23 protein-coding genes are annotated in these 26,076 nt (G+C 58.9%); 18 read left to right on the forward strand and 5 right to left on the reverse strand.

The features are described from left to right. Nucleotides 1-32 precede the first annotated feature (32 nt). From X265_RS12665 to X265_RS12680, 4 genes are all read left to right on the forward strand, one after another. The gene (locus X265_RS12665; protein ID WP_128965118.1) at nt 33-2,018 is read left to right on the forward strand and encodes a conjugal transfer protein TraG; all 1,986 of its coding nucleotides are present in this window, start codon (nt 33-35) and stop codon (nt 2,016-2,018) included. A gap of 6 nt (nt 2,019-2,024) precedes the next feature. Beyond that, complete coding sequence (locus X265_RS12670) at nt 2,025-2,450, forward strand: ribbon-helix-helix domain-containing protein (protein WP_128965119.1); 426 nt, start codon at nt 2,025-2,027, stop codon at nt 2,448-2,450. A 674-nt stretch (nt 2,451-3,124) separates the two neighbouring features. Continuing rightward, entirely contained in the window at nt 3,125-3,748 is a 624-nt protein-coding gene (locus X265_RS12675) for a LabA-like NYN domain-containing protein (RefSeq protein ID WP_164938544.1), read from the forward strand. A gap of 1,908 nt (nt 3,749-5,656) precedes the next feature. Further along, nucleotides 5,657-5,836: a hypothetical protein gene (locus X265_RS12680; protein WP_373291757.1), complete on the forward strand. Its 180-nt coding sequence runs from the start codon at nt 5,657-5,659 to the stop codon at nt 5,834-5,836. Between the two features lie 884 nt (nt 5,837-6,720). On the opposite strand, the gene X265_RS12685 is transcribed toward X265_RS12680, so the two are convergent. Continuing rightward, entirely contained in the window at nt 6,721-6,975 is a 255-nt protein-coding gene (locus X265_RS12685; protein ID WP_128965121.1) for a hypothetical protein, read from the reverse strand. A 425-nt stretch (nt 6,976-7,400) separates the two neighbouring features. Between X265_RS12685 and X265_RS12690 the strand changes: the two genes are divergently transcribed. Further along, entirely contained in the window at nt 7,401-7,697 is a 297-nt protein-coding gene (locus X265_RS12690) for a hypothetical protein (RefSeq protein ID WP_128965122.1), read from the forward strand. 32 nt (nt 7,698-7,729) lie between these two features. Here X265_RS12690 and X265_RS12695 read toward each other — a convergent pair whose 3' ends face one another. The 3 genes from X265_RS12695 to X265_RS12705 all read right to left on the reverse strand — a co-directional run bounded on the left by X265_RS12695 (nt 7,730) and on the right by X265_RS12705 (nt 11,685). Continuing rightward, nucleotides 7,730-9,223, reverse strand: coding sequence for a glycosyl transferase family protein (locus X265_RS12695; protein ID WP_128965123.1), 1,494 nt, complete (start codon nt 9,221-9,223; stop codon nt 7,730-7,732). Between the two features lie 3 nt (nt 9,224-9,226). Then, complete coding sequence (gene wecB, locus X265_RS12700) at nt 9,227-10,414, reverse strand: non-hydrolyzing UDP-N-acetylglucosamine 2-epimerase (RefSeq protein ID WP_128965124.1); 1,188 nt, start codon at nt 10,412-10,414, stop codon at nt 9,227-9,229. Between the two features lie 251 nt (nt 10,415-10,665). Further along, the gene (locus X265_RS12705; protein ID WP_128965125.1) at nt 10,666-11,685 is read right to left on the reverse strand and encodes an adenylate/guanylate cyclase domain-containing protein; all 1,020 of its coding nucleotides are present in this window, start codon (nt 11,683-11,685) and stop codon (nt 10,666-10,668) included. A 437-nt stretch (nt 11,686-12,122) separates the two neighbouring features. Here X265_RS12705 and X265_RS12710 point away from each other — a divergent pair, with 437 nt between their 5' ends. From X265_RS12710 to X265_RS12730, 4 genes are all read left to right on the forward strand, one after another. Continuing rightward, complete coding sequence (locus tag X265_RS12710) at nt 12,123-13,586, forward strand: undecaprenyl-phosphate glucose phosphotransferase (RefSeq protein WP_128965126.1); 1,464 nt, start codon at nt 12,123-12,125, stop codon at nt 13,584-13,586. Between the two features lie 236 nt (nt 13,587-13,822). Then, the gene (locus X265_RS12715) at nt 13,823-14,155 is read left to right on the forward strand and encodes an H-NS histone family protein (protein ID WP_128969238.1); all 333 of its coding nucleotides are present in this window, start codon (nt 13,823-13,825) and stop codon (nt 14,153-14,155) included. Nucleotides 14,156-14,785: 630 nt separating this feature from the next. Continuing rightward, nucleotides 14,786-16,933 (forward strand): type II secretion system secretin GspD, encoded by a 2,148-nt coding sequence (gene gspD / locus X265_RS12725; protein ID WP_164938546.1) that lies wholly within the window; start codon nt 14,786-14,788, stop codon nt 16,931-16,933. Nucleotides 16,934-17,001: 68 nt separating this feature from the next. Then, a complete protein-coding gene (locus tag X265_RS12730; RefSeq protein ID WP_128965129.1) occupies nt 17,002-17,361 on the forward strand; it encodes a hypothetical protein in 360 nt (119 codons plus the stop codon). A gap of 20 nt (nt 17,362-17,381) precedes the next feature. Here X265_RS12730 and X265_RS12735 read toward each other — a convergent pair whose 3' ends face one another. Continuing rightward, nucleotides 17,382-18,215: a type II secretion system protein GspK gene (locus tag X265_RS12735; protein ID WP_164938547.1), complete on the reverse strand. Its 834-nt coding sequence runs from the start codon at nt 18,213-18,215 to the stop codon at nt 17,382-17,384. A 238-nt stretch (nt 18,216-18,453) separates the two neighbouring features. On the opposite strand from X265_RS12735, the gene X265_RS12740 reads away from it, so the two are divergent. The 9 genes from X265_RS12740 (at nt 18,454) to X265_RS12780 (ending at nt 26,051) form a co-directional block, all read left to right on the forward strand. Then, complete coding sequence (locus X265_RS12740) at nt 18,454-20,235, forward strand: GspE/PulE family protein (RefSeq protein ID WP_244659503.1); 1,782 nt, start codon at nt 18,454-18,456, stop codon at nt 20,233-20,235. 11 nt (nt 20,236-20,246) lie between these two features. Then, nucleotides 20,247-21,494 (forward strand): type II secretion system F family protein, encoded by a 1,248-nt coding sequence (locus X265_RS12745; RefSeq protein ID WP_128965131.1) that lies wholly within the window; start codon nt 20,247-20,249, stop codon nt 21,492-21,494. A 5-nt stretch (nt 21,495-21,499) separates the two neighbouring features. After that, nucleotides 21,500-21,928, forward strand: a complete 429-nt coding sequence (locus tag X265_RS12750; RefSeq protein ID WP_164938548.1) for a GspH/FimT family pseudopilin — start codon at nt 21,500-21,502, stop codon at nt 21,926-21,928. Between the two features lie 80 nt (nt 21,929-22,008). Continuing rightward, the gene (locus tag X265_RS12755) at nt 22,009-22,374 is read left to right on the forward strand and encodes a hypothetical protein (RefSeq protein WP_244659506.1); all 366 of its coding nucleotides are present in this window, start codon (nt 22,009-22,011) and stop codon (nt 22,372-22,374) included. A gap of 65 nt (nt 22,375-22,439) precedes the next feature. Next, nucleotides 22,440-23,018 (forward strand): hypothetical protein, encoded by a 579-nt coding sequence (locus X265_RS12760; protein WP_164938550.1) that lies wholly within the window; start codon nt 22,440-22,442, stop codon nt 23,016-23,018. Between the two features lie 84 nt (nt 23,019-23,102). Continuing rightward, a complete protein-coding gene (locus X265_RS12765) occupies nt 23,103-24,218 on the forward strand; it encodes a PilN domain-containing protein (protein ID WP_128965135.1) in 1,116 nt (371 codons plus the stop codon). Further along, nucleotides 24,215-24,811 (forward strand): type II secretion system protein GspM, encoded by a 597-nt coding sequence (gspM, locus tag X265_RS12770; RefSeq protein ID WP_128965136.1) that lies wholly within the window; start codon nt 24,215-24,217, stop codon nt 24,809-24,811. Before X265_RS12765 ends, gspM begins: the two co-directional genes overlap by 4 nt. A gap of 404 nt (nt 24,812-25,215) precedes the next feature. Continuing rightward, entirely contained in the window at nt 25,216-25,425 is a 210-nt protein-coding gene (locus tag X265_RS12775; protein ID WP_128965137.1) for a hypothetical protein, read from the forward strand. Further along, nucleotides 25,422-26,051, forward strand: coding sequence for a prepilin peptidase (locus X265_RS12780; protein ID WP_128965138.1), 630 nt, complete (start codon nt 25,422-25,424; stop codon nt 26,049-26,051). The genes X265_RS12775 and X265_RS12780 overlap by 4 nt, the downstream gene beginning before the upstream one ends. The last annotated feature ends 25 nt before the right edge of the window (nt 26,052-26,076 follow it).

Genomic DNA, 26,076 nt, shown 5'->3' on the forward strand with positions numbered 1-26,076 from the left:
CTCTCCAATTCAGTTGTGAAAGGACGCTCGGAATGTCCGGCACCAAAATCCTCTGGGGACAGGTGATCGTTGTCGGCCTGATCGTATTGCTGGCCATCTGGGGAGCCAGCGAATGGGCGGCGTGGCGGCTCGCCTGGCAACCGGAACTTGGGCGACCCTGGTTCGAACTGTTGGGCTTGAAGATCTACTACCCGCCCATCTTCTTCTGGTGGTGGTTCGTCTACGATGCCTATGCGCCTCAGGTCTTTGTCGAGGGCGCGTTCATCGTGGCGTCCGGGACCTTCGTGTCTATCGCGGTGGCAATCGGCATGTCGGTGTGGCGCGCGCGTGAAGCCCAGAGTGTCGAGACCTATGGTTCGGCACGCTGGGCCAGTGCCGAAGAGGTCCGGGACGCCGGACTTCTTGGTCCGGATGGGGTGGTGCTTGGCAAGCTCGAGCGCAACTACCTCCGTCATGATGGGCCGGAGCATGTGTTGTGTTTTGCACCGACCCGATCCGGAAAGGGTGTAGGACTGGTCGTTCCCTCGCTGCTGGCCTGGCCGGGATCGGCCATCGTGCACGACATCAAGGGCGAGAACTGGCAGCTAACCGCTGGCTTTCGCGCGCGGCATGGCCGCGTCCTGTTGTTCGACCCGACGAACCCGAAATCTTCGGCTTACAATCCCCTGCTCGAGGTCCGGCGCGGCGAGTGGGAGGTCCGCGACGTCCAGAACGTTGCCGACGTCCTGGTGGACCCTGAAGGATCCCTGGACAAGCGGAACCATTGGGAGAAGACCAGTCATTCACTCTTGGTTGGCGCCATTCTCCACGTCCTCTATGCGGAAGCTGACAAAACACTAGCAGGGGTTGCCGCTTTTCTTTCCGACCCGAAACGGCCAATCGAGGCTACACTGAAGGCGATGATGTCCACACCGCACCTTGGCGGGCAGGGCGCCCATCCCGTGGTCGCCTCGACCGCGCGCGAGCTGCTCAACAAATCAGAGAATGAACGTTCCGGCGTCCTGTCGACTGCGATGTCGTTCCTTGGGCTCTACCGCGATCCAGTCGTGGCCCAGGTGACCTGCCGTTGCGACTGGCGGATCGCCGATTTGATCGCAGACAGCCACCCCGCGACTCTTTACCTGGTGGTGCCACCTTCTGATATCTCGCGGACAAAGCCCCTGATCCGCCTGGTGCTGAACCAGATTGGGCGGCGCCTGACCGAAGACCTGCACTCCCGTGATCGTCGGCATCGCATCTTGATGATGCTCGACGAGTTCCCGGCTCTCGGGCGGCTTGATTTCTTCGAGTCCGCGCTCGCCTTCATGGCGGGGTACGGAATCAAGAGTTTCCTGATCGCGCAGTCGCTCAATCAGATCGAAAAGGCCTATGGGCCCAACAATGCGATCCTCGACAACTGCCACGTCCGCGTCAGCTTCGCAACGAACGACGAGCGGACCGCAAAGCGTGTGTCAGATGCGCTGGGTACGGCCACCGAGATGCGTGCCATGAAGAACTACGCCGGTCACAGGTTGAACCCCTGGCTAGGTCATCTGATGGTTTCGCGCCAGGAGACGGCGAGACCGCTTTTGACACCTGGCGAGGTCATGCAGCTTCCGCCGATGGACGAGATCGTCATGGTGGCGGGCACGGCGCCGATTCGGGCAAAGAAGGTCCGCTATTACGAGGATCGCCGCTTCACCGAGAGGGCTCTGCCGCCCCCCGATCCCGCGAGCGCCGGCCGGTCATCGCGAACAGACGGATGGTCGGCCCTCGGACCGCTGAAGCCGACGGATGTTCCAGCTGACAGAGTTCCGGCGGCCGAGGAAGACACGGCGAACGGCGGACTTCGTCGTGAGCCCGAGCTCCCCGATCACGTCGCGATCACCAGAGAGACAATCGAGCTAACACCGGCAGAAGAATTCGCTGCCGTTCTTGACGACGACGGTGTGGTCCGTCAGTCACGGCTCGTACGCCAGCAGATGCGCGGTGTGGCCCGTCAGACCGTCCTCGACCCGAATGATGGTATGGAGCTCTGAGGCCATATGCGCAACCGTATGAACGTCTATTTTCCGCCAGAGCTTCTGATGCAGATCTCGGAGCTTGCCGATCGCAAGAAGCTTTCCCGGTCAGCAATCGTGGAGGCGGCTGTTGCATCGTTTCTGTCGCCGGATGGCGCGGACAGGCGGGAGGCGGCATTTGCCCGTCGTCTGGACCTGCTGTCCCGTCAGATGCACAGGCTGGAGCGCGACGTCGGTTTGACCGCCGAGACGTTGGCTCTCTTCATCCGTTTCTGGCTGACGATCACGCCACCATTGCCCAATGACGCCCAAGCGGCTGCGCAAGTCAAAGGCAGGGAGCGATTTGAAGGGTTTGTCGAGACGCTCGGGCGTCGCTTGCAAAAGGGGCAAAGCTTTCTCCGCGAAATCCCGGAGGATATACGGCGTCACGAATCCGCCGACGAAACCTGACCGAGTAGTCTGGATGCGTTAGCGCGCGGTGGTTCCGACCTAACCGGGCAGAGAATTAGCGGAACCAACAAAAGGGGGCCGCGCTATCGGTTCGAACGAGCGGAGAGGAGGAGGCCAAACGACTGCCTCAAGAAGGCCAAGGTAAGAGGGCGCCGCGCTCGAGACCAAAATACCCTGCAGGAGCTGGCCATCGCCGAGGCGGAGGAGGTCGTCTCCACCTGCACCGTGCCGATCACCGTGCTTGAGGCTCCAAGGACTCGATCCACATGTCGCGACCTGAGCTGAAGCGCGTCACGAGTGCGGCGGCTGCGGGCTCCTCGGTGATCTCGCCATTGTTGCCGAGGCTCCGGAGGCTGCCAAGGCGCCAAGCCAGCCAACGCACTCAAGGCAGCGAAGCCGTCGCCGACTGACGCGCTGCAAATCCCTATCCGGCCGCAAGCACATGGGGCCACTCCTCTGGTGCGACCGCCTCGACCCCTCACATCGCGCAACTCCGGGCGTTGGCCCGCGAGAAGAATGTTCGACGCGTCCGACCCCCTAGCAATTTCTCACCTAAAGCATTTGGCTTGTTTTGCGATCTCCGCTAGCTAAATTGTATCCGTGCCAGCTGCGCAATCAGCCGATTATCTCCACCACAATTCGTGCATGGCCTTGTTACCGAAAGCTTAAACCTGATGCCTTTTCCCTCAGCCGAACGGATCGCGCTCTTCATCGATGGGCCCAATCTGTATGCCACGGCAAAAGCATTGGGCTTCGACATCGATTACAGGCGCCTGCTTAGCGAGTTTCAGGGGCGTGGGACGCTGTTGCGGGCGTTCTACTACACTGCAGTCATTGAGGATCAGGAATATTTCTCGATCCGCCCCCTGATCGATTGGCTCCACTACAACGGCTACACGGTTGTCACCAAGGCGACCAAGGAATTCATCGACGCCTCCGGCCGGCGCAAGGTCAAACGCAACATGGACATCGAGCTCACTGTGAACGCCATGGAGCTCGCCGAGTACATCGACCACATGGTGCTGTTCTCGGGTGACGGCGATTTCCGCTCGCTGGTCGAAGCCGTGCAGCGCCGCGGCGTGCGGGTTACTGTGGTCTCCACCATTGCTAGCCAGCCGCCGATGATCGCCGACGAGCTGCGTCGCCAGGCGGATGTGTTCACTGATCTTATAGAGCTGCAATCAAGGTTAGGCCGTGATCCTGTTGAACATCCAGCGCGCGAGCGGGTAGACCGGGAACCGCGCGTGCATGTGCGGAGATCCTTGCAGCAACCTAAGGGAAATGATCATCGAGATTAGCGCCGGGAGCCATCTGGCTGCGGGCGAGGATGCCTTGCATCGCCGTCACCTTCTAGGATTGTGCAAACCAAGACGAGGAGTGTTTGGGTGGCCATCCTTGAAGATTTCGACGGTCGCATTTGCGACGTTCGTAACAAGTCGCGGTCGTGCACATCTCCTGGAGGAGTTTGATGCGCTCGGCACTTTCAAATCGCGGGGCCGCTCGCCGTTTCCCTAGATGACGCATTGCTCAGACTACCGTCAGCGCTGGAATTTTTGCGTTCACGTAACCCGCGCTTTTCGCCAGGGTTGCCGCGGCGGTTGAGCAAGTCGGCTCCGGCACATGGGCTCCGCACCTATCCGGCACGGGAGCGGAAGCCCGTGGGGGCAGTTCCGCCAGGCCGGACCATGCCCCGCTCTGAGTGAAGGTCTGGCGGCCAAGCTGCGGCGCAAACACCTGTTAATGTTGCTCGAAGTTTCATTTTCGGAACCAGCGAAATGATTCGCGGACAGCGGTAATTCCAGTTAATATTCCCTTACCGGGGCTGGCTGCATACTTCACCAATTCATGTGCCCGGTTCATTTGACAAGCGGGCCGCAGCATTCTGACGAGTGCTGCGGCCCATTTGAGTCACGCTGGCGGGTAACCGCAATCAACGTTGTGGTCGGCAGGACTCAGTCGATCCTCCAGGCGTTGTTTGTGGGTGGCGGCAGGGACGCTTCGTAGGCTCCATTCGTCATCGACAAAAAGCCGTAGCGGGGCTTTAACTCCTTCGGTCCGACCTGAAGGGCCTGAGCCTCACGCAACCGCTCACGTCATATGCATTGCAGTCCACAGGGACAGTACTGTAGCGGTGGGTAGGTCATCCGTAGAACGTTGATTTGCCGTAGGACCTGGACTGCAAGCTCCCGCTCCGTCGCGTTCAAGGATTTCTAGGGAACTTGGCTGCAATCTCGCGGGGCGAGGGTTGGTCAATTCGTCGTCTAGTTCGCCAGCGGCGCTTTCCTCATGTCCCCCGTCCGCTGTTAACGGCTCTCTAGCACCGGCTATCCCACGGTCCTTTCCACAGCTGGCTCCAACAGCCTCGACCTTCTGGATGCCAACTCGAATTCATTGGCGACGGCCGCCCTAAAGATACGGCGGAGTTTGGCTAAGCCACAGCTTCCTTGAAGGGGCGCTGTTTGATCGGCGCACGTTCTCCAGGAGTGCCTGCCAGTATTCCAGGGAGTGCTTCTGGAAATCGGCAAGGGCAAGAGAACCCATTTTCTCCATCTGCTTATGTGTGGGTACGCACCTCTATCGCGAACGTCCGGAATTCGCTGGCATTTAGATACCGCTCTAGTCGTCAGCTCTGCGCGCCATTCATCTTGATCAAGTTCGCAACTGGCAGAGACCGCTTCGAAGCAGCGCCTTTCGATTCTGTCGTTGCGTAGGGAATTGGAACGTGGGAGCGACGACGGCCTCGTCGCTCGCATCGGGCCGAATGTCGCATAGCCAAGCAACTCGACGCCTGCTGCATTTGCGGAGCGGGGGGCCGACAAAGTGGCCGCGACCGAAGTTTTATGTTTCCATTCGGCAAGAGTGGTTACATAATCCCCAGGTTTCAGTTCGCGTTTTTCCATGAGGTCTTTGCAATGCCACACAGCGTCGAAGATCTGCAGATGCTACGCTTAGTCAAAGCGTTCCAGAAGCTGTCCGATCAGGATGCGCGGCGTTCGGTCGTACTTTACGTGGAGGAGCAGGTCGAAAGGCAAATCCTGAATTCGCGTCAAAAGCTCAAGCGGACAGAGCACTAGATGCCTGAATCCTTGCGGGCTGCTCGGGTGTGCTGGTAGCGACTTGGCTGTAAGCTGTTTTCATTTGCAAATCCCAATTTGTTGCGGGGTAGCGTTATGTCGAGTGCGATTGAGATGATTGTGGATGGTTACTTGAAACTCAGCGACCGCAAATCGCTGGAAGATCTTAGGATGCACCGTCGACGACTGGCGGTAGACCTGAAGGCCCGCACGGATCACTTCGATTACCGGTCGTCCATCGCTCAGATTGAGCAAGACATTGCAGCGATCGAGGAGGGGCTGGCAACCCTCTCGGGGCCGATAAGCGGGTAGACAAACTACGCGCCTAAATGGAAGTGATCAATTTCCGCTCGCCGCCAATGTTTGACAGGCGCGTCTCTCAGACGGCGATTTGAGCTCAAGATTGTTCAAGCGAGGCTTGAGCACTTTGGAGACGAACGGGTAGGTCAATGGTCTAGTTTGCCCCTGAAGCTGTGTGTGGAAAGCTCAGCGAACGGGTCACTCTCTATTTCAGATCGGGCAGCACGCGAGCCGCAGGCCGCGATCGTGGAGCCTCCGCGGTGCTGTGGCCAGGTTTACTTTGAGGATCATTCCCTTCGTCGCCTCAAAATACAGTCGAGGCCTCGCACCGGGATGCGCGCTTCGGGATCTGCACCGAGCGGTTCAGCGCAGGCCTTGCGACAACATCGGCGCGCCACACGGCAAGTCCGGATACCATCGATCAACTTGGGTTGGCGCCTGGTGGTCGGCCGGCGGCAAGCTTTGCAAGACGAACGATGCAACCTCAAGCAAGGACAGCCTGAAGAATTATGCGCCCAGCTGAGAATGCGTGTTCAGCCAGCGGAGGAAAGATGCTCGAATACGCGTGAGCTGTTCTCGAACCCTCGCCCTCATCCCGCCTCCCGCTCGGCGACTATGCCATGTTCCGGCAGCGGGCGAGTCCAAGCCTGTCATTTCAGACAGGGTCTTGCCCACGAGCGACTGCGAAGTCTTCAGTCATCCATCGGCGCAGATGCTAACCGCGGGCGTCTACGCTTGCGGAGGCTAGCCGGCGGCGTCGCGCATGCCGTTGAACCTCTTGACCACATTCGCCGCGCAATCTTGCGGCTCGGGAGCCCAGCTAACCTCGTCCGAATAAGCTTGCGCGCGCGGCCCGTTGCAAGCCAGCGGCGCTTCTTACCCGATCAAGATGCAAATCAATACGTGCCGGGTCTCGCGATAGAATCCGCGAGCTGAGTAATGCTCGCTCTTGTGGAGCCCTTAAGAACAATTCCGGCCAAATAGCTAATTTGGAGCAGGACGGCGAAGATCAAAGCGGATAGCCACGGTTGCGATGAAATCGCAGCGATTACTAGCCAGCCCACCAGAATGACCGGCGGCAGAACGAGGACGCGATACCGAAGGCCGAGTACCAGTCCCGTCATGATTGTATAGGCAGCGAGCATCGTCATCGGGTGACTCCCTCCTCACGATGCTACGCGGGCGGGTCTAACACTGGATTAAATAGGTAGAATAATTTGTTGTTTTGAGCTGGATGCGTGCATCGCTAGCCTCGCGAGCTCCCATGCAATGGGCCATCCGGTCGTTCGTCTCTGCGGTCGGCCGTCCCAGAGTTATTACCTATTGGCCTCTCTTACCTCGGAACGAATGAAGCCCCTCACGCGTTTGAGACAGCATTAGGACCCCGCCGAAGCTGGATGTGAGCATTGAAGGGAAACCGTTAAGCCGTCGTTATCCATCTCCGCTCAAGCGCCGATGTCGCCGTCGGAAATGAAGCAGTCGGTAAAAGTGTAGCAATCGGTTTGAGCCCGGGGAAACAGGCGCCGTATTCAAATGCCTCCGTGGAGCCCGCAACAAGCTTGCGACGGGGGCGTTAATGTCTACTAGCAACTACCGCATTTTGACCGATTTTGCCGTGCCTCCCGGCAGGGATGCCGTGGACGGGCTTGCAGCGATCGCTGCGGCGCTCGACCGGGGCTTCGATGCTGTGCCTCATTCGCGCGCACAGAAATCACTTGATATCGTCGCCATCGTCTGCGGCTGGGCCGTGCTTGTTACGGTCGTGCTGCACCCTGAGCTACAGCTCGCTGCCATCGGCCTCTGTGCCGGTTTCATGGTCCTGCGCACGGCGTTTCGCACTGCATTTGGCGCGCGGGCACCGTCGTATCTGTAGGCCGACCTAAGTCGGCGAACGGGCTCCTGAACTCAGGAGGGGGGCGGGGCCGGATCAGTCGCGATGGGAAGTTGAAGCTCGCCCATCTGGATCGGATAAGAGTGAGACGTCTTGTCCCAGACCAACGGTTTCCCTGATAAGCGATGGCTGGTGTAGATGCGAACCGCACGCCATGTCGCAAAGAAATTGACGAAGTTGCCGACGATGAGCCGCGGCGCCGACATCAACGCGTGCCGCAAATTGTAGATCATGCCCGTGAAGATCATGCGGTTTAGCAGGCGCCAGATCAGGAAAGAGAAGGTTACCCAAAACAGGGTCCTGACCCACTCGGAGGACAACAGGGAATAGGTCAACTCGCGGCTCGGGTCGAAAAACCAGCGAAACATTTCAAAAGCAATTAGATTGGCCATCGCAAAATAGGCGAGCATCACGGCCGGGCTGGTGATTACGCCTTTTCGATCTCGCGCCAGAAAGTATTTGGTTCCGAAGGCGCCCTTCCAGCCGATTTCCTCCATCCCTTGAAAGACGATTCCGAGCAACCAGCGCGCGCGCTGCCGGTAGGCGGCCTCCAACCCTGAGGGGAAAAATTCCCGAGTGGCGATCGGAAGAGTCCGACGGAGGATCCCAGGAGCGCCCGCATCGATGTCGATATCGATGGAATAAGTTGCGGGATAGGCGATGAAAGCAGACCTGAAGCCAAGTTCGGAAACACGGAACGCGATGTCGTAGTCTTCAGTGAAGGATGCGACGCGGAACGCTTCGCCCTGATTCTTGTCTACGAGGCGCAGGATAGCCTCGCGGCTGAAGCAGGCGGAAACGCCGGCGCAGGGAATGACGCCTGAAATGCGCTGCCGGACCTCGAGGTCCTTGGTGTGCATTTCCGCAAACTCGTCCATATAGATTCCGCCGATCAGGGACAGAATGGGACGGGAGAACGAGTAGACCGGGAGCTGGACGAAGTCGTAGATGTCGACCAGCTTGTTGAAGAGCTTCAACTCCAAGGGGTGGATCAGATCTTCGGAGTCATGCATGACCATTCCGGCAAATTGGATGCGGTGCTCAGCCTCGAACATGAAGATGTCCGAAGTGATCTGATTGAGGCAATCCGCCTTGCTGGTTGGGCCATCGCGAGGAACCAAGACCATATGGATATTCGGATAAAGACTTTGTGCCTTGCGAATCTCATCCTGGGTCAGAGGGTCATTGAGGTAGACGCCGACGAAGTAGTGGGCTTGGCGATAACGTACAAGCCGGGAATTGGACGACAGCATCGAGAAGATCACATCGTGCTCCTTCCAGCACGGGATCATGATCGCGAGCGGTCGCTCCGGTAACTGCTCGAGAAGTTCGACATCGGGTAATTCGCTCGATTTGGTCTTCCTGCCACCGAGCAGTCTGCCGCTCCAGTACAGCAGATCCACGATAAGATCATCGAAGCTGGAAATGGCGATGATGATGCCCGCTGTGAGCATCATGATTTCGATCAGATATAGATATTGGGCCAGGATGCCAGTCAGAAGTGTCATGGATTAGGATGCATATTGAAGAGCGGCAATCGACGCATCTTGCCTCTGCGGAGCGGTCGAGAAATGTCGATAAAGTGCGTCGACTATTCTCCGGCTGGCATGTCCGTCGCCATAGGGAAACACTGGACGCGCCATTTGGTTATATTTTGTCGGAGACTTGTGAAGGGCGTCGAGCGATCTGAAGACGCCTTCGCGGGAGGTGCCGACGAGCTCGACGACGCCAGAGGCGACAGCCTCGGGGCGTTCCGTTAGATCGCGAAGCACGAGGACGGGCTTGGCAAGCGCTGGAGCCTCCTCTTGCAGGCCCCCACTGTCGGTGACGACGCACCATGAGTTCTGGATCGCAGCAACCATCTCGCGATATCCGAGCGGTTCGACAAGATGGATTCTCGGATTGCCGGCCAGGATTTCGATGGCAGCCTCGCGTGCATTCGGGTTCGGGTGAACCGGGAAATACACGCCCACATCGGGCGTCAGATCGACGAAGGCGCGAACCCCTGTGAGCGCATCCCGCAGTTTCGAACCGAAGTTTTCCCTTCGATGCGCCGTCAGCAAGATCATCCGGCGAGATCCGAACTCGGGTGGAGGCGATGGCTTGGTCGCGGCGACTTCCAGCAGCGAATCGATCACCGTATTGCCCGACACTACCACGCTGTCCTTCGGCACATTCTCGTCTATCAGATTGCGGGCCGCCGCCGAGGTCGGGGCGAAGTGCAGGGTGGCCGAAACCGCAATGGAGCGTCGATGAAATTCTTCGGGAAACGGGGCATCGAGTTCGGAAGTTCGCAATCCGGCCTCGATATGGGCAAAGGGGATCTTGCGGTAGAAGGAGGCAACGGACGCTGCATAGGCCGTCGTAGTGTCTCCCTGGGCGAGGACACAGTCCGGTTTCTCTTCGCCGAAGATGCGGTCCAGTCTATGGATAAGACGGCTGGCAACCTGCGCCGGGCCAGATGAGGCATCGCGATGGGAGATCGTCACATCGGGCTTCAGGTCGAATTCGGCCAGGGTCTGACCAAGCAGCTCCCTCTGCTGGCCACTGGCGACAATCTTCACGCTGGCCCAACTCACACTGCGCAAGCGACGAACGACAGGAGCCACCTTGATGACTTCTGGGCGGGTCCCGACAACGATTAGGAAAGTTCGAAAGGGAATAGAATGTGAAAATTGAACCTGAGGCGGTTGATGCATGCATTAGCCCAAAAAGCGGTGCTAGCGCCGCCGAAATGGTGCCGCGCAAGGCCGGTGACGTCTCAATGTTTGATCAATAGCAGTTTAAACCGACGGTCCGCGTCAGACAATTGATGCTTCAGCGTTTTTGCCCCAATTTAAGAAAACTACTGGGGAGGGTAAATAATGTCGCTCCAGTCGGGCCAAGGAAAGGAGCGGAACGGCGCTGCAACCTAGTTAGGCTAACGCCACCAATGGCCCACAGTCACAACCTAGGCATCCGGCCGCTCGCGCCACATGCTTGCCTCGTACCCGTCAATAATCTGGTTCGTGTGCGTGAATTCCTCCAATTGTCTAAGGGGTTCGATCACCTTCCTTGCAATGAGCACGGTGTTTGGCTCGGCGTGCTTTTGCATATGGCCAGCGATGTCGATAACGCGATCAGAGATGGTCTCCAACTGCGTCGAGTCGTCGAAATAGACTAGACCGGCATTGACGCCACAGCGCACCGAAAAATCAGCCTTGGAAATCTTCACGTCACGATTAAATGCTCTTAGGCTCTTGATCACGTCCTTTCCTGCTTGGCAGGCATCCTCCACGTGGGTAAAGCACGCCATGACGCCGTCGGGCGTCCAGGCAGTTTTCAGCACTCCGCGCGCACGGAAGATGCGCTCCACGAGTTTTCGATATTCTGCGAAATCGTACTGAACTGATGCCGGATCTTCGCCGGCCTTCATTGCGGCTGATCCGACGACGTCGATTGCCAGAAAGGCAACTTCGCGGCCAAACGAATCGAGCTTCTTCTTGGTCTCGGCGAAAACGCGCAGAAGCTCCTGTCGGTTAACAGCGTTTCCGGCCTCGGCGACCCTCAAGGTGCTTTCCAGCTCTTTGTCCAGCGCAGATCCCGGCTTTACACCTTGCTTCGTGCGCCAAGCCTGCGCGGACTTTCGGAGTATCCGTCGGTTGAGCGATTGCTGGCTTCTTTGGGCCAGGGAGCCAGCGACGAACGTGACGATCATGGCGAGCCCAATCAAAATCCAATCTGAGCGATCTGCGCCAGCGATGTTGGTGGGAACGTAGTGGTGCAGGAACGGAGCCGATTTCCTCAGAACAATCTCACGCGCCTCGAGCAAAGTCGCCGAGAAGCTTGCGTTCTTGGGATTGTCGAAGAACAGAAACACCTTGGGGACGAGCAAGACGAGGATAAGTAAGAATGTTGCGATTCCCAGTAATCGTCTCACCGCGAAAAGGAAACTCACAAGGAACGATTTAGGAACTTCGCCATGAACCACTTAAACACTCCAAGGCCATCGAAGGGGTAACCGGACGGGAAAACTTTATAGTCCGCCAGCGCGGCGGGCCGCAATTCTTGGGAACGTCAAACTCGCAAGACTCTGGACAATGTTGATTGTCGCAAATTTGCGGCCCGCCAAGGAGAAGGCGGATAGCCCTCCGGACCGCCAAGGGCAGCACCCCGATCGTATTGGGCTCTACCGGAGCGAGCCGCGCTCAGAGAGTGGGCGGTAAAATTGCAGTTTGGCCCCGGTGCTGGCCAATGATCGGCCAGCGAAAGAAAGATATTTTCCTAACCATGAAGGCCGAAGGGGAACTATCCGGTTGCTTCGGGCAGATATTAAGTTTAGTTTAAACTATATTAACAAAGAGTTATCAGCAAACTCATTCTGTGGCTCAATTTCCTGATTATTGCGTAGGGTTGGGGTGACGTTCGATGTCGATCGGATCGGATTTTCACGAAGAGTCCCGTAAGGTGGTGAACCAGGCCCACAACCAGGGTTCTCTGTGGTCGCTGGACCTTATTCCCTATGTGCTCGCCACCATGGATGCGTTTGTCATCATCCTTTCATGCGTCGGCGGAGGTCTAGGCTACCATCTCGTCGTCGGCATCCCAATTCCAAGCCTTCTTCCGTGCTGTGCCGTCGGTCTCATGGCCAGTTTCATCTACATCTTGCGGATGAGCGGGATCGGTTACTATGACCTTCCCGACAGTGCGAAGCCCGGGACCGAGATTACGCAAATCCTGCTCTGCTGGTTCAGCACCGGCATCTTGCTGGCGTTCTTCGCATTTCTGCTCAAAATCGGCGAGAATTATTCCCGAGGCGCGTTCGTTACATTTTATTTCGTCGCCCCGGTGGGGCTGCTCGCCGTGCGAAAATTCACGAAGGCGAACCTGGCTTCGGCGGTAATGAGCGGTGGCATCAGGCGCTTGGATGCGGTTTTGGTCGGAGATCATCGAGAGCTGGCCGCCCTTGGTCCTCGCGATCGCCTCGCCCTCTTCGGGGCGACCGACGTCAAGGAATTCCGCCTGAGCGGAGATTCTGATCCCGGAGAGCGGCTGGTTGCAGACAACAAATTGTTCCGCGCAGTAGGGGATTTCATTCGCCGCAACAATTGCCGTGAAGTGTTGTTGGTCCTGCCGTGGAATGATCACGAGCGGATCGATTTCGTGCGCGAGCACCTAAAAAGGCTTCCGGTCTCGGCCCGATTGTTGCCCGACTTGCACGTTCGATCATTGTCCAACTTTGTGTCGTCAGCGCGCCAACGCGTGCTTGCGGTCGAGGTGCAGCGTGCTCCGCTCAGCAGCGCCGAGCGCTTTGTCAAGCGGGCCATGGATGTCCTGATCGCTGGAATCGCGTTGAGCCTGCTATTTCCAATTCTCATTCTCACCGGAATTGCCATCAAGCTGGATAGCGAAGGGCCCGTTATTTTTCGCCAGCGTCGCAAAGGCTTTAACGGCAAAGAATTTGTAATGCTGAAATTCCGCACCATGAAGGTGCAGGAGGATGGCCTTGTCGTGGTCCAGGCGACACGCCAGGATCCCCGCGTGACATCAATCGGGCGCTTCCTGCGCGCCGCCAGCATCGATGAGCTGCCGCAGCTCTTCAATGTTCTAAAAGGGGAAATGTCCTTGATTGGCCCCCGACCGCATGCCCTCGCTCACGACAGCTATTTCGAAAAGATCCTGGAAGACTACGCATTTCGCCATCATGTGAAGCCTGGCCTTACAGGATGGGCCCAATGCAACGGTTCGCGAGGCGCGACGCCAACGGTTGAAGCCATCGCTGAACGCGTGAGGCTCGACCTCTGGTACGTCAACAATTGGAGCCTTTGGCTCGATATCCATATCTTGATCAAGACCTTCTTTGAGGTCGCGCGGAAGCGAAACGCCTATTAGGCGGACCAGTTTGTGCGTTTATCAGTCTCTGCCTTCAGATTACTGCGGCCACGCAGCTTCTAATAAGCGTCTGAATTGATTTAGGTTTAGCCCAATTGTGCCCCGGTTCGGCTTGTCGCCATGCTATGACCAAGATAATTGGCGATTGGAAAATGGAAGAAAACAGCCCCATTATTAGAAGATCGAATCAGGAGTCTGGATTGGGCAGCCGGAGACAACTAGGTCATGACGAACCGATGAAGAAACCGAACCTTGACGACCTCTCGGTGGACGAGCTCTGGCAGCTGCACGAGGAGCTCAATCGGTTGTTGTCGGTTCGGCTGACTGCCGAAAAGCGCGCCCTGGAGTCGCGCTTGGCGCAGCTTCGACGAGAGAATGAAGCTGCGAAAGCTCCCTCCGAGCCGCCATCGTCGCGCCCGAAGCGGCCCTATCCGCGAGTTAAGCCGAAATATCGCAATCCCAACCTTCCGCACGAGACCTGGTCGGGCCGAGGGAAGCAGCCGAAATGGCTTGCTGCCGCTCTGCGGACCGGCCGCTCGATTGAGGATTTTCTTATCTCGAACAGATAGTCCTGTGGCCGCCGTCGAGTGCGCGGCGCGTTGCGGCGGGACGCTGCACCAAGCAGGAGGTTTCTCGTGAGAATCGCTCTGGCCTTTTTTGTTTGCTTGGCGTTGTCTCCGCTCGGGCCCGTTTGGGCTGGGAACTTGAGCCCGGCGAAGCTTCGGCTGGCGGACGCCGCCGCCGAAGCTTGCCTGTCGAGTTGTGACAACCAAAATGCGGCATGCAAGCGGGTTTGCCCTACCACCCTCGGGACACCGTGCATCGCCTCCTGCGACAGCCAAGCTCAGGTCTGTCGCCAGCTGTGCCAATCCAAGTGAGGGCTGCCGGTCGCGAGCTTTTCTGACCTGCTTCATCAGGCGCGCCCAGGCCTGCGGGCGCCTGCGTCGGCGGTTCGCTGGGGGCGTCTGCTGCCCGCGGTAACTAATTACTGGTCAGACAATCCCGGCTCATTCTATTTTTTTACCTTGGGTTAACCATGATGATTTACCCATTCTTTACGCTCGAATTCCCGCGCGTGCGCCTCTTCATGGTCGGAGCACCTTTTGCCGATGTCTCGCGGCCCTCTCACGGGTTCTGTGGTTTGCTTGCTCGCAGGCCTGGTTGCTGGCTGTGGCGCTCCGGGAATCGTCAGTCCAACCATGAACGTTCAGCCCAAGCTATCCGGCCAGCCCGTATCCATTGAGGCAAACGCTCAGGATCTGATGCCGACGGGCGCTATCGCGCTTCCAAGCCCGTCCTCGAAGGCGGTCGCCAGCGTTGAGGGAGGCGATGGCCGAATGATCGGTTCGAGTGCCGGGAAATCGACTTCCCCCGCGTCCAACGGCAATGTGGTCCTCAATCTCGCCAACGTTCCTCTGCAGCAGGCCGCCAAGACGGTCCTGGGCGATTTGGTCGGTGTCAATTACGTGGTCGACCCGCGTGTCGACGGGGTTGTTTCGGTCCAGACAAGCAGCCCGGTTTCCAAGGCTGACGCCCTCGAGCTGTTCCAGACGGCCATCGCACCTATAGGCGCTGTATTGGTGCAGAACCATGGGATCTACCGGATCGCGCCGGCCGACCAGGCTGCGACTGGCGCCGTGAGCACTGTCCGCGATGCCACCAACAGCACGGTTACCGGCAGTAGCGTCCGCATCGTGCAGCTGAAATACGTCGCGGCCACCGAGGTGGCTCGTGTGCTTGAGCCGATGGTGCCGAAGGGAGCAATCGTCCAGGCGGACGACGCGCGCAACATCATCGCTTTGAAGGGGTCACAGGCCGAAATTGACAGCATGCTCGATTCGGTTTCGATCTTTGATGTCGATGTGATGAGGGGCATGTCCTTCGCAATTGTGCCCGTGAAGGCCCCTCAGCCTGAAAAGATGGTCGACGAGCTGAAGGCGGTATTTGCCTCTGATAAGGAAGGCCCTCTGAAGGGGAGGGTGCGGTTCATTCCCAATACGAGGCTTGGGGCGATCCTCGTGGTGGCCTCCAATCCAAGCTACCTCCCGCGTGCGCAATCCTGGATTAAGCGCCTCGATGCCCGCGCAAGTGGCACAGAGCCGCAACTGCACGTCTATCAGGTTCAGAACCGGACCGCGGTTGAACTCGCTGGTATCCTCCAGTCTATGTTCTCGCAAGAGATGAAAGTCGTGCGCCCGACGAGCCGTAACGTCTCGCCGAAATCCAAGCAGGTCTCCTTCGCAAGCGAGTCGACGAAATCATCAACAGCTGGCACGGGTGTTTCGGATCCCACAGTGCTCGCCGGATTGGGAAAGACAGCGGATCCGCTGGGAGCATCGCGTTCCCAGAACAATGACCTCGAAAGTCAGGCCGCCGATATCGCTGACAATAGCTCCGCATCGAGCGGCACTCCCGAGCCGATCATGAAGATCGTAGCCGACGAAACCAAGAACTCGTTGCTGATCATGGCCAATGATCGCGACTATCAGCGCGTCTTGCGCGTCGTGCAGGGGCTCGACGTGGTGGCCAGCCAGGTGTTGATTGAGGCCGTCATCGCCGAGGTGTCTCTCAATGACGATCTGCAGTTTGGCCTGCAGTGGCAGTTTGCCAAGAACGGCACTCCGACTGCGGCATTCTCGAATGCCCTAACAGGTGGCGTGGCAGCCGCCTTCCCCGGCTTTAACTATGCGGTCAACACGGCAAACATAGCTGCGACCCTGAGCGCACTGAACGCACTAACTCACGTCAATATCATCTCAACGCCGTCGCTGATGGTGCTCGACAACAAGACGGCGCGCCTCCAGATCGGCGATCAGGTTCCGATCACGACCCAGACGGCGACGAGCACCGTCACCGCGCAGACCGCGATCGTGAACTCCATCACGATGCAGGATACCGGTGTGATTCTTTCAGTGACGCCGCGGATCAATGAGAGCGGGCGTGTACAGCTCGACATCGAACAGGAAGTCAGCAGTGTGGTGAAGACCACGACTTCGAACATTGATTCTCCAACGATTCAGCAGCGTCGTGTCAAGACGACAGTGGTCGTGAATGATGGTGAGGTCCTGGCGCTCGGCGGCATGATTCAGGACAGCGCGAGCAAGAGCAGCAACCAGCTGCCGATCCTCGGAGACATCCCTGGCATCGGAGCGGTGTTCGCAAATCGAAAGGATTCGGTTCAAAAGACCGAGCTCGTCATTTTGATTACTCCGAAAGTGGTCCGCGACGGCACTGAGAGCCGGTTGGTCACCGAGGAGTACCGGCGCAAAATGAACGTCTATATGCCGCACGCTTCCACGCGCCAGCGGGCGCCTTACAATACGGCGCAGCGATTGGTGACGCCGTGATACGCTCCGCTGTCAGGAACTTCTGGTGGGGCAGGGCTTGCGCTTTGCCGCTTCTCTTGGCCGGCTGCGTGACTGACCAGCCCATGGTGATGGATCCGCCGGCGCCCTACATGCTGCTGCCCGTCGATGAGTCGATGTCCTGCAGCGCGATCGCGGGGTCGTTTCGCTTTTCGGTCAGGCGCGCTGCCCGCCTGGAATACTGGCTCGCGGCCGGATCCCTTGCCGGCTACGATTCGGACAGATTTCCGCTTGATGCACCCAAGCAGCTGGTGGACGAGCGCCGGCGGCTCGATGCCTTGACGGATCTTCAGCGCACAAAGGGCTGCACGGTGATCGAGCCTGGTCCTGCCGTCGCAGCGGAGAGAGAGCGGTTGGAGGAGTCGGCAAGAAACTCCAGGCCTCAGCCTGTGCTTCAGTCAAAGGGCTAACCGATCCTCCCCTTCGGCTGTTAAAGCTTGATGCAGGCCTGCGCCGGCTTGCGGGCCGGCAGAGGACGCGCAGAGCCGCCCATGATATCGCCACGGCGCCATTCGCGAATGGCAAAGGGTTGGGCAGAAGATGCTCCGAATGATACGAGAGCTTCCCGTATGTACCTAGACCCATCGCTGGCGCGAACGTCCGCTCGAATCGTGAATTGTCCGGGCAGTGTCGGGCGCCTGGGCTCCATCCCGCCTTGATCGAGACCCATCAGCAAACGCAAGGCCGGCGTCATTGCGTCTGGTGCTGGCTCAACCCGGCCCGAGAGCGTCGTTGTATAGCGCAGGGCGAAGCGGAGCAAGGCGGGCGACATGCCATCGACCTGATCCAACTCGAGGATAGTCGAGAAGCCGGAGCTCTTGATTTCGTTCGCGGGGTTCGTCGGTGCGGGCTGATTGCTGGATGATGTCGTCTGAGTGGCAGTCTCTCTGCGCTGAAGCGGCTTCCGGAAATTGACTATGTTCTGCGCGATCCTGCTTCCAAGCGCCTTGTCATGCGCGGCTGCCGAAAAAAAATGCTCGAGTGTTGTGAGGCTGGCGGCGTTGATATCGATCTTGCCGACCTCCTCTTCAACCATGATTTCAGCCTGTTCGCCTCCGGGCAACCGGCATTTCATCGGAAAGCTGATATTTGGCGTCGGCGAGAGAATGCTCGCGATGGCAAAATTCACCGCACTTTCCGCAGCCGCCGCCGACGAAAGCACCGAGCCATCGGCGGTAGCGGCTCGCGCCCGGTAGCGAGCGCCAACGATCACAGCTGCGCCGAGCAACGTGAGGAGACCTAGACCCCAGACCACCGTAATCAAGGCGAAGCCGCGACGCTCACGGAGGCTCGGTCGGGGCCCGTTTGTGGCGCCCCGGCGATACCGCATGCGGTGAAGTGCAGGCCCAACCGACATGGATTGTGCTCGCACGGATCGGCCTCGTTCGCACATCGATTGCGAGTTCGTAAATGAAAATGGCAAATAAAGTATGAAAAGCCTTAATTAACAAAATCGTTCTAGCGTGAAGTCCATATTCTTAGGTCAGGACTTTTGAGAGCCGATGCCCGCCCACCTGCAGACGCTGATACGCGAGGACGAGCCTGCGGCGGGCGTTCCCAGGGTCCTCACGCCGAAGGAAGACGGATTCGCCGAGGCGTTCGCTGGGCTTCTGGTGCGCGAGGGTCTCGTCGACGCCGGCGCAGTTGCGAGAGCCAGGCGTGCTTCGGAAGCTGCGTCCGAACGACTGGACACCGTCATGGTGAAGCTGGGTCTACTCTCGGAGGCAGATCTCTGCGGCGCATATGCTGTCTATTGCGGGCTCAAGGTCGTGCGATCGTCCGACGTTCCCCCGCAAGCGGTGTTGGCTGAGCGACTGAAGCTGCCTTTCCTCAAAGCGAGCCGCACCTTGCCGATATCGGCGTCGGACGGTGTGCTGCTGCTGGCGACAGTCGATCCGTTCGACGAAGAGGCACACAGAGCGATCGGCTACATGCTCCGTTGCAAGGTCGAGCTGGCGGTGATCGCCCCCGCAGACATCGAACGTGCATTTCGCAAGCTCTACCAGGATACGGGCGTCCCATCGAGCGGTGACGATCAGGAAATGATCGGCGTCGGCGCGACCGATGGGAACGAGATGGACATCGAGCGCCTGCGCGACATCGCCAACGAAGCGCCGATCATACGCCTGGTGAATCAGATCATCGCTCATGCAGCCGAGCGCGGAGCATCCGACGTTCACATCGAACCGGGGCGAGACAATGTTCTGGTGCGGTTCAGGCTTGATGGATTCCTCCAGCAGGAACGGCTCGTGCCCTCCACACTCAAGGCCGCGCTGACGACACGTATCAAGATCATGGCCAAGCTGGACATCGCCGAGCGTCGTCTGCCGCAGGATGGCCGCATCAAAACCGCCGTCCGCGGCACCGAGATAGACGTGCGTGTGTCAACTTTGCCGACGGCTTTCGGCGAGAGCCTTGTCCTGCGAATTCTCGATCGCACCAGGGTTGAGCTCGATTTTTCCAAGCTCGGCCTCGATCAGGACATTCAGGCCGGATTGCGCCAACTCATGGCATTGCCGAGCGGCATTATTCTGGTGACGGGCCCGACGGGAAGCGGCAAGACGACGACGCTCTATACTGCGTTGAAAGAACTCAATCGTCCGGAATTGAAGCTCTTCACCGTCGAGGATCCGATTGAATATCAGCTCGCTGGTATCAACCAGATCCAGGTTCAGCCACAGATTGGTCTCGACTTCCCGGCCGCGCTTCGCTCCATCCTGCGTCAGGATCCGGATATCATCATGGTCGGCGAAATTCGTGATTTGGAGACGGCGCGGATCGCCGTCCAGGCATCTCTGACGGGACACCTGGTCTTCTCGACGCTTCACACAAATAGCGCCATCGCCGCCATCACGCGTCTCATGGACATCGGCATCGAACGCTACCTGCTGGCTTCGACGCTCACCGGTGTGATGGCTCAGCGTCTGGTGCGCAGACTATGTCCGCATTGTGCGCGCCCGGCCGTCTATCGTGCCGAGACCCCGTCGCGCTTGAAGTGGCCTATTCCGGAAGGTCTTGCAATTGATTGGTCAGGTGCGCGTGAGGCGGTCGGCTGTGAGACTTGTCATGGCACCGGCTATCTCGGCCGAACGAGCGTTGCGGAGCTCCTTGTCATTGATGACGAGATGCGAGAAGCGATCGGCAGGCGGAATGATGATCGACGAACTATGATCGCTCTCGCGCGACATGCAGGCTTCCACACTCTCTATGAGGCCGGCCTCATCAAAGTCTCACGTGGTGAGACGACGATTGACGAGGTGCTCAGGGTTTCGCGATTTGATTAGGAGAGCATCGCGTGTCCACGTTCCAGTATCGCGCTTATACCAGGCAGGGCGTCGTTACTTCGGGCACGATCGTCGCTGAAGAACGCGATGCGGCCATCGAGGCACTCTATGGCTCTGGGCTGACGCCGGTGGATACGGTGCTTTGCCCCGACCATGATCCGCCTTCGGCTAAACGTTCGATCGAGCGGAGTGCTCTTGGCCTGCGTGGTCAGGGGGGGAAGCGAATCGGACTAAAGGAATTGTCTGCATTCACGACCGAACTGGCATCACTGGTGAGTTCCGGCGTTCCCGTCGATGCATCGTTTCGGGTGCTCTCCGGCGCCGGTGCGTCGCCCAAGCGGATCGCGCTCGCGAACGGATTGCTGAAGGACATTCTGGCCGGTCTGCAGCTGTCCGAGGCGATGGGAAGAAGGCCTGAGGTTTTTCCTGCTGACTATATTGCGATCCTGGCCGGCGGCGAAGCTGGTGGCCAAACTGCGCAAGCGCTTACCTTGCTGGGAGAGATGCTCGCCCGGCGGGTCGAGATCAGAAACAAGATTCGCGGATCTCTGGTCTATCCTGCAATTCTGCTGATGATGTCGCTCATGTCGATTGCTGTGATCGTCTTCGTGCTGATCCCGAATCTGGCGCCCATCTTTTCTGACGCAGACCTGCCTCTGCCTGGCATCTTGGCAGCGCTTGCCGACCTGCCAGACAATTGGCCCAGACTTCTGCTTTGGAGCGCGCTTGCAATTGTCGTTGGCTGGATCGCCTGTCGCAAGATCGCCGGTGACGAAACGATGATGAAGGAGGTTGATCATTTCAAATGTCGACTGCCCATCATCGGACCGCTTGTTCAACGGCGTGAGGCAGGCCAGTTTGCGCGCTCGGCCGGCAGCCTTCTCGAGGCCCGGGTGCCGCTCATGACCGCCTTGCAGACGGCCGTGTCGCTGGTGAGCAATCGATATTTGAGTACTCGCTACAGCGAGGCAATCAGCCGGGTCCCTGAGGGCAGGGCGCTGAACCAAGTCCTCGAAGGGCCGGGGTTGATACCTCCCGCAATGTTACGCCTCATCGCTGTAGGTGAAGAGACCGGACAGCTCGCAAAGATGCTCATCCGCGTCGCCTCCAACTTGGAAAACGAGGTTCAGAGCAAGATTGATCAACTCGTCGGGCTCCTTACCCCGTTGCTGACCGTCGGCATCGGTGGGCTTGTCGGCACGTTGATCCTGCAGGTGATGAGCGCTGTGCTTTCCATCAACAATCTGGCCTATCAATGAGGCGGGTGGCTTCAACCTCCGGGGGCTTCTCGCTGATCGAAACGCTCGTCGTTCTTTCGATCATGGCGCTGGTCTCTGCCGCCGTCCTGGCCGCCAAGCCAAGAACGGCGGCCGCCCGGATCAATGCCGAAGCTCGCTCGATAGCAGCGAGCCTTCAACTCGCCCGCAGCCAGGCCCGCGCCCGCAATGCTGAAATTGTCGTCGGCCTTGACACCCAGAACAGGCGTTTTGGAATCACTGACGCCATGCGTCCGTTGCCTGCGGGCATGGAAGTGTCCTTAACTGTCGCAACAACTGAGCAGCATGGCGCCGTAGGCGGCGTGCGGTTTTATCCCGATGGTGGTTCGAGCGGCGGGGAGATCCTGCTCACCTATCGAGGACGCAGGGAGCGTGTTGTCGTTAACTGGTTTACCGGCGAGGCGAGGATCGAATGATGCCCGCTCCTGCTTCGACATGCGGATCATCGGCTCATTGCAGTCGTCGTACACTTGAGCGCGGCTTCACCTTGATTGAAGTGCTGATCGCCTTCATCGTGCTTGCCGTCGGTCTCGGCACCTTGATGGTCGGAATTACGACCGCTTTGCGAACCGATGCCAGGGTGCATAATAAGCATATTCTCAACCAGATTGCCCAATCCAGGCTGGAGGCGGCTGGCCGGAGCGCTCCGCTGAAGAGCGGTCGCCGCGAGGGACGCATCGGGCGATATCGCTGGCGGGAAGTCGTGACCGCTGTCCAGCTCGGAAAGAGCACGACGCAGGATGGAGCCGCTACTCCCGCCAACATGGTCGTGCCGTCCTGGGTCGAGGTCGTCGTGCAGGACGAAGCCGGCTTGGAAACGAAGCTGGCCGCCCTCAAGCTTGCCTCGGGAGCTGCACCATGAGCGGATATCGAGAGCCGCGGAGGTTTCGCTGCATCCATCGTCGCCATTCCGAGTGCGGGCTCACCTTGATCGAGCTTCTGGTGTCTCTCGCAATCCTGACCATTCTGACGAGCTTCATCGTTGGCGGATTGTCCACCGCTATCCGCGCATTTAGCGCAGATCGCCGCAACAGTGTCGAAGCGGCGACCAACGCGGCCGGGGAGAGCCTCCGTAGCTTGATCGCCTCGGCCATGCCTGTGGCCAATGCGCTGCAGCCTGGCAGCTTACTGTTTGATGGGCAACGTGAAGAACTACGCTTCGTGACTCTGAGCGAAGGGCGAGCACTGCGTGGGGGGCCACAGGATGTCCGTATTCGTCGGCGCAACGACGAGTTGGTGATCGAGGTCTTCGGAGCGCTGAGAGAAGGGGGGTCTCGCAAACCGCCCGTTTCCTCGACCACCATTGTGGCGGGTCTGCGCGACATACGCTTCCGCTACTTTGGAGTGGCGGGCTCGAATGGCGAAGCGATCTGGCGCGATGACTGGATTAAAGCGCGGCGATTGCCTGCGCTGATTGAGATTGGCTTCAATTTCAAAGAGGCGGAGCGCAATGGTCCCGCGGTCGTCGTGGCGTTGCGCAACGAAGGGGCGCCTGGCGGCTCTTAAAGCCACGGCTGGGGTTACCCCTCGTAAACAATTGGTAAATATATTGATCAGATCGATGTTTGGATTTGCAGGGGAAATGGACCGATGACGGACGTCTCGGTGACAAGAGTACAGGCCCCTCGTGCGATTGCGCAGGGGTGGCAGAAGTTCACGCGCTGGTGGATCAATGAGCTGCGTGAATGTTCGCCAAAGGCCTGGCATCGCATCTTGCAGGCTGGCGTCGAAACGCGCCTATTCCTCACGGCAGACAATGATACCGTCCTTTGTCATTTGGTTGCTCCATCAGGCGTACAGGAATGCCGCTTTCGAGCCGGGCATCTGAACCGCGCAGGGCTGGATGATTGGCTTGCGGAATGTGGGTGCGACCGCGATGCCGTGCAGGTCGGCATCGCCTTGGAATCCGATCTCTTCTTTCAGCGCGAGTTCAGGCTGCCGCGATCGGAACTCGACGCGCTGAAGCGGATTCTCGCGCAAGAGGTCGTTCATCGCACGCCATTCCAGCTCGCCGACATCTGGCATGGGGTGACGCCGGACGCGCCGTCAAATGAGGGCGTGGCGTCCTTTCGGCATTGGATCATTCCGAAGGATCGGGTCGAGGCCGAGATCGCTCGGTTGGGGTTGCAAGTGTCGGAGATCGACTTCATCGCGGTCACGCCGGCGACTGGTGCACCCATTATTGTGGTGACCCTGGAGGAAACTCGGCAAGATGATCCGCCCTGGGTGTTGCGGGCAACCCGCATCCTTGGGGGCGCTTTGGCGATTGCCACGATCGCTGGATTGCTCGGATTCGAGTGGTGGCAGTCAAATCGAGCCGCGGGACTGGAGGACGAACTCTACGAAGCAAAGCAGGGCGTTCAATTTGGGCAACAGGGAGTGGGAGCGACCGCTCGTCTTGTGGCGCTCAAGGCCGTGCCGGGCACCCTGGCAGCTTGGGACGAGTTGTCTCGTGTCATTCCGGACCATACGTTCCTAACGGAAGTCCGAATTGCCGCGGGCACCATCACCTTGTCAGGTGTGTCGTCCGATGCGGCCCGGCTCGTGCGAACTCTCGATGGCTCCCGCCTTTTCACAGGTGCAACTCTGGTGGGCCCGATCACACCTGACGCGGCCGAGCGGCGGGACCGGTTTCGCATGAGTCTGAAACTGCGAAAGGCTGGTGCAGGCCGTGTTTCGAAGCCGGCGGAAAGGCCTCAATCATGACGGGCGCGCTCCTCCGGCGGCGGCTGATTTTCTTCGGCCTGAATGGTGCGATCGCCCTGGCGGTATGCTTTACCATCCTGGCGCCCATCGCTTCTCACTTCGCTGAGCGCAATGAAGACATACTCGATAGCGCAGCGCAGCTAGCGCAGATCCGCGGCATCGCGGAAGAAGCAGCCAAGCTTGCCAGGTCCTCGACACCAGATCTTGACCCTTATCTGCCTGGAGCCGAGGAGCGCGTCGCGAGCGCTGACTTGCAAGCCAACCTTCAGGCCCTTGCCGGCGCGAAGGGATTGGCAGTACAGGTTGTTCGCGGATTACCGGGCCGCGAGGCGGGACAATGGCGAGCAGTCCCGGTCGGGTTGGAGGTAGAGGGGGCGGCAGCTGCTTTGCGCGAGTTGGTTGCCGCGATCGAGACCCAGATGCCATTCCTGTTCATTACAGACTTGTCGCTGCGAACACTCGCCGACGGAGACGATAGTCGTATGCGTGCGAACCTGACGGTCGAAGGAGCACTGCGCATCGCGCCTGCTTCCTCTGGACCGTTGTTGAGTGATAACCGGCCCGTCGGCGATGCGAAGGTAAACAACCGATGACGGAGTTGGCACCCCAAAACGACCGGTGGCGGCTTAGGCAGCCCCTTCAGAGGTTGCCTATCGAGATCTCGGCGGCGAGCATTCGCTCGCTCTTGGGCAAGCTAATCCCTAGCAGGCGAGAGCTGATGTCTCTGGCCCCGCTCAAACGGGGCTTGCTGCTGGGTCTTGCCGCGTTGACGGCGCTCGCGGTCATCACTCCTATCGCGGCCATCCTGTCATTGGAGCTTGCGATCGCCAGCCAGTCCGCCGTGAGAGGCGGTCGAGCCCCAATGGGCCCGGAGAGCCGAAGTGCCGGGAGTTTTGAGAATATATTGCAGCGTCCGCTCTTTTCGCGGAACCGCCAGCTTTTGGTGGTTGCCACGCCTCCCGTCATTGTCGATGCGCCAGCGCCAGCGGGACGGGCGATGCTCGACCCAAGCGTTGCGCTCAGAGGCGTGTTCATGAATGGCGAGCGAGCCAAAGCATTCCTGACCTCATCGGACAATCCTGCAGGGGTCTGGATCGCCATGAACGACCAATGGTCGGGCTGGCGCCTCTCCGAGGTGAAGCCGAACGAGGTCGTGCTCGAGGCCAATGGTGAGCGGCAGACCCTGCCGCTGACCGTCCTGAAATGATCGTGCAGTTGAGCAAAACGGCGAGGCGCACCGCCCAGTACATGACGCGCTCTCTGGTTTGCCGCGAGCCCTACCAAGACCAGGTGCTTGTCGTCTGGCTCCTGGTCTTCGGATTATTTTGGATCCTTCTGAACGGCCAACCCGACCAGAGCTCGATCGCCTATCTCTCGCTGAGCGTTGCCCTCGTGACGCTCCTGACGGCGATCTGCGCCATTGATGCGCGGTTTGGCATCATTCCTGACAAACTTGTCGCCGTAACGGCTGCAAGTGGTCTGGTGGCCGCCTGGTTTCTGGAACTGGACGACATTATGTACCGCATAGCGGAAGCGGTCTTCGTCGCGATCGCAACCGCCGCTTTTCGTGTGATTTATCGTTGGATTCGCGGATATGATGGCCTTGGCTTTGGGGACGTGAAATTCCTGGTTGCCGCGACATTGTGGGTCGGTCTTCGCTCGCTTCCTGCATTGCTTCTGATCGCAGTCATCTCAGCGCTCGCCAGTGCCTTTCTGTTAAAGTCGATGCGCTATGAAGTCGACGGCCGACATGCCATCCCGTTCGGTCCCCATCTCGCCGTTGGGCTTTGGCTGGCATGGGTGTTTGATCCGATGAGCTTCGTGCTGGGCTAGGCACGTCACATTGGATAGATGCGCG

The sequence above is a fragment of the Bradyrhizobium guangdongense genome, assembly GCF_004114975.1.
GTDB classification, from domain to species: Bacteria; Pseudomonadota; Alphaproteobacteria; order Rhizobiales; family Xanthobacteraceae; genus Bradyrhizobium; species Bradyrhizobium guangdongense.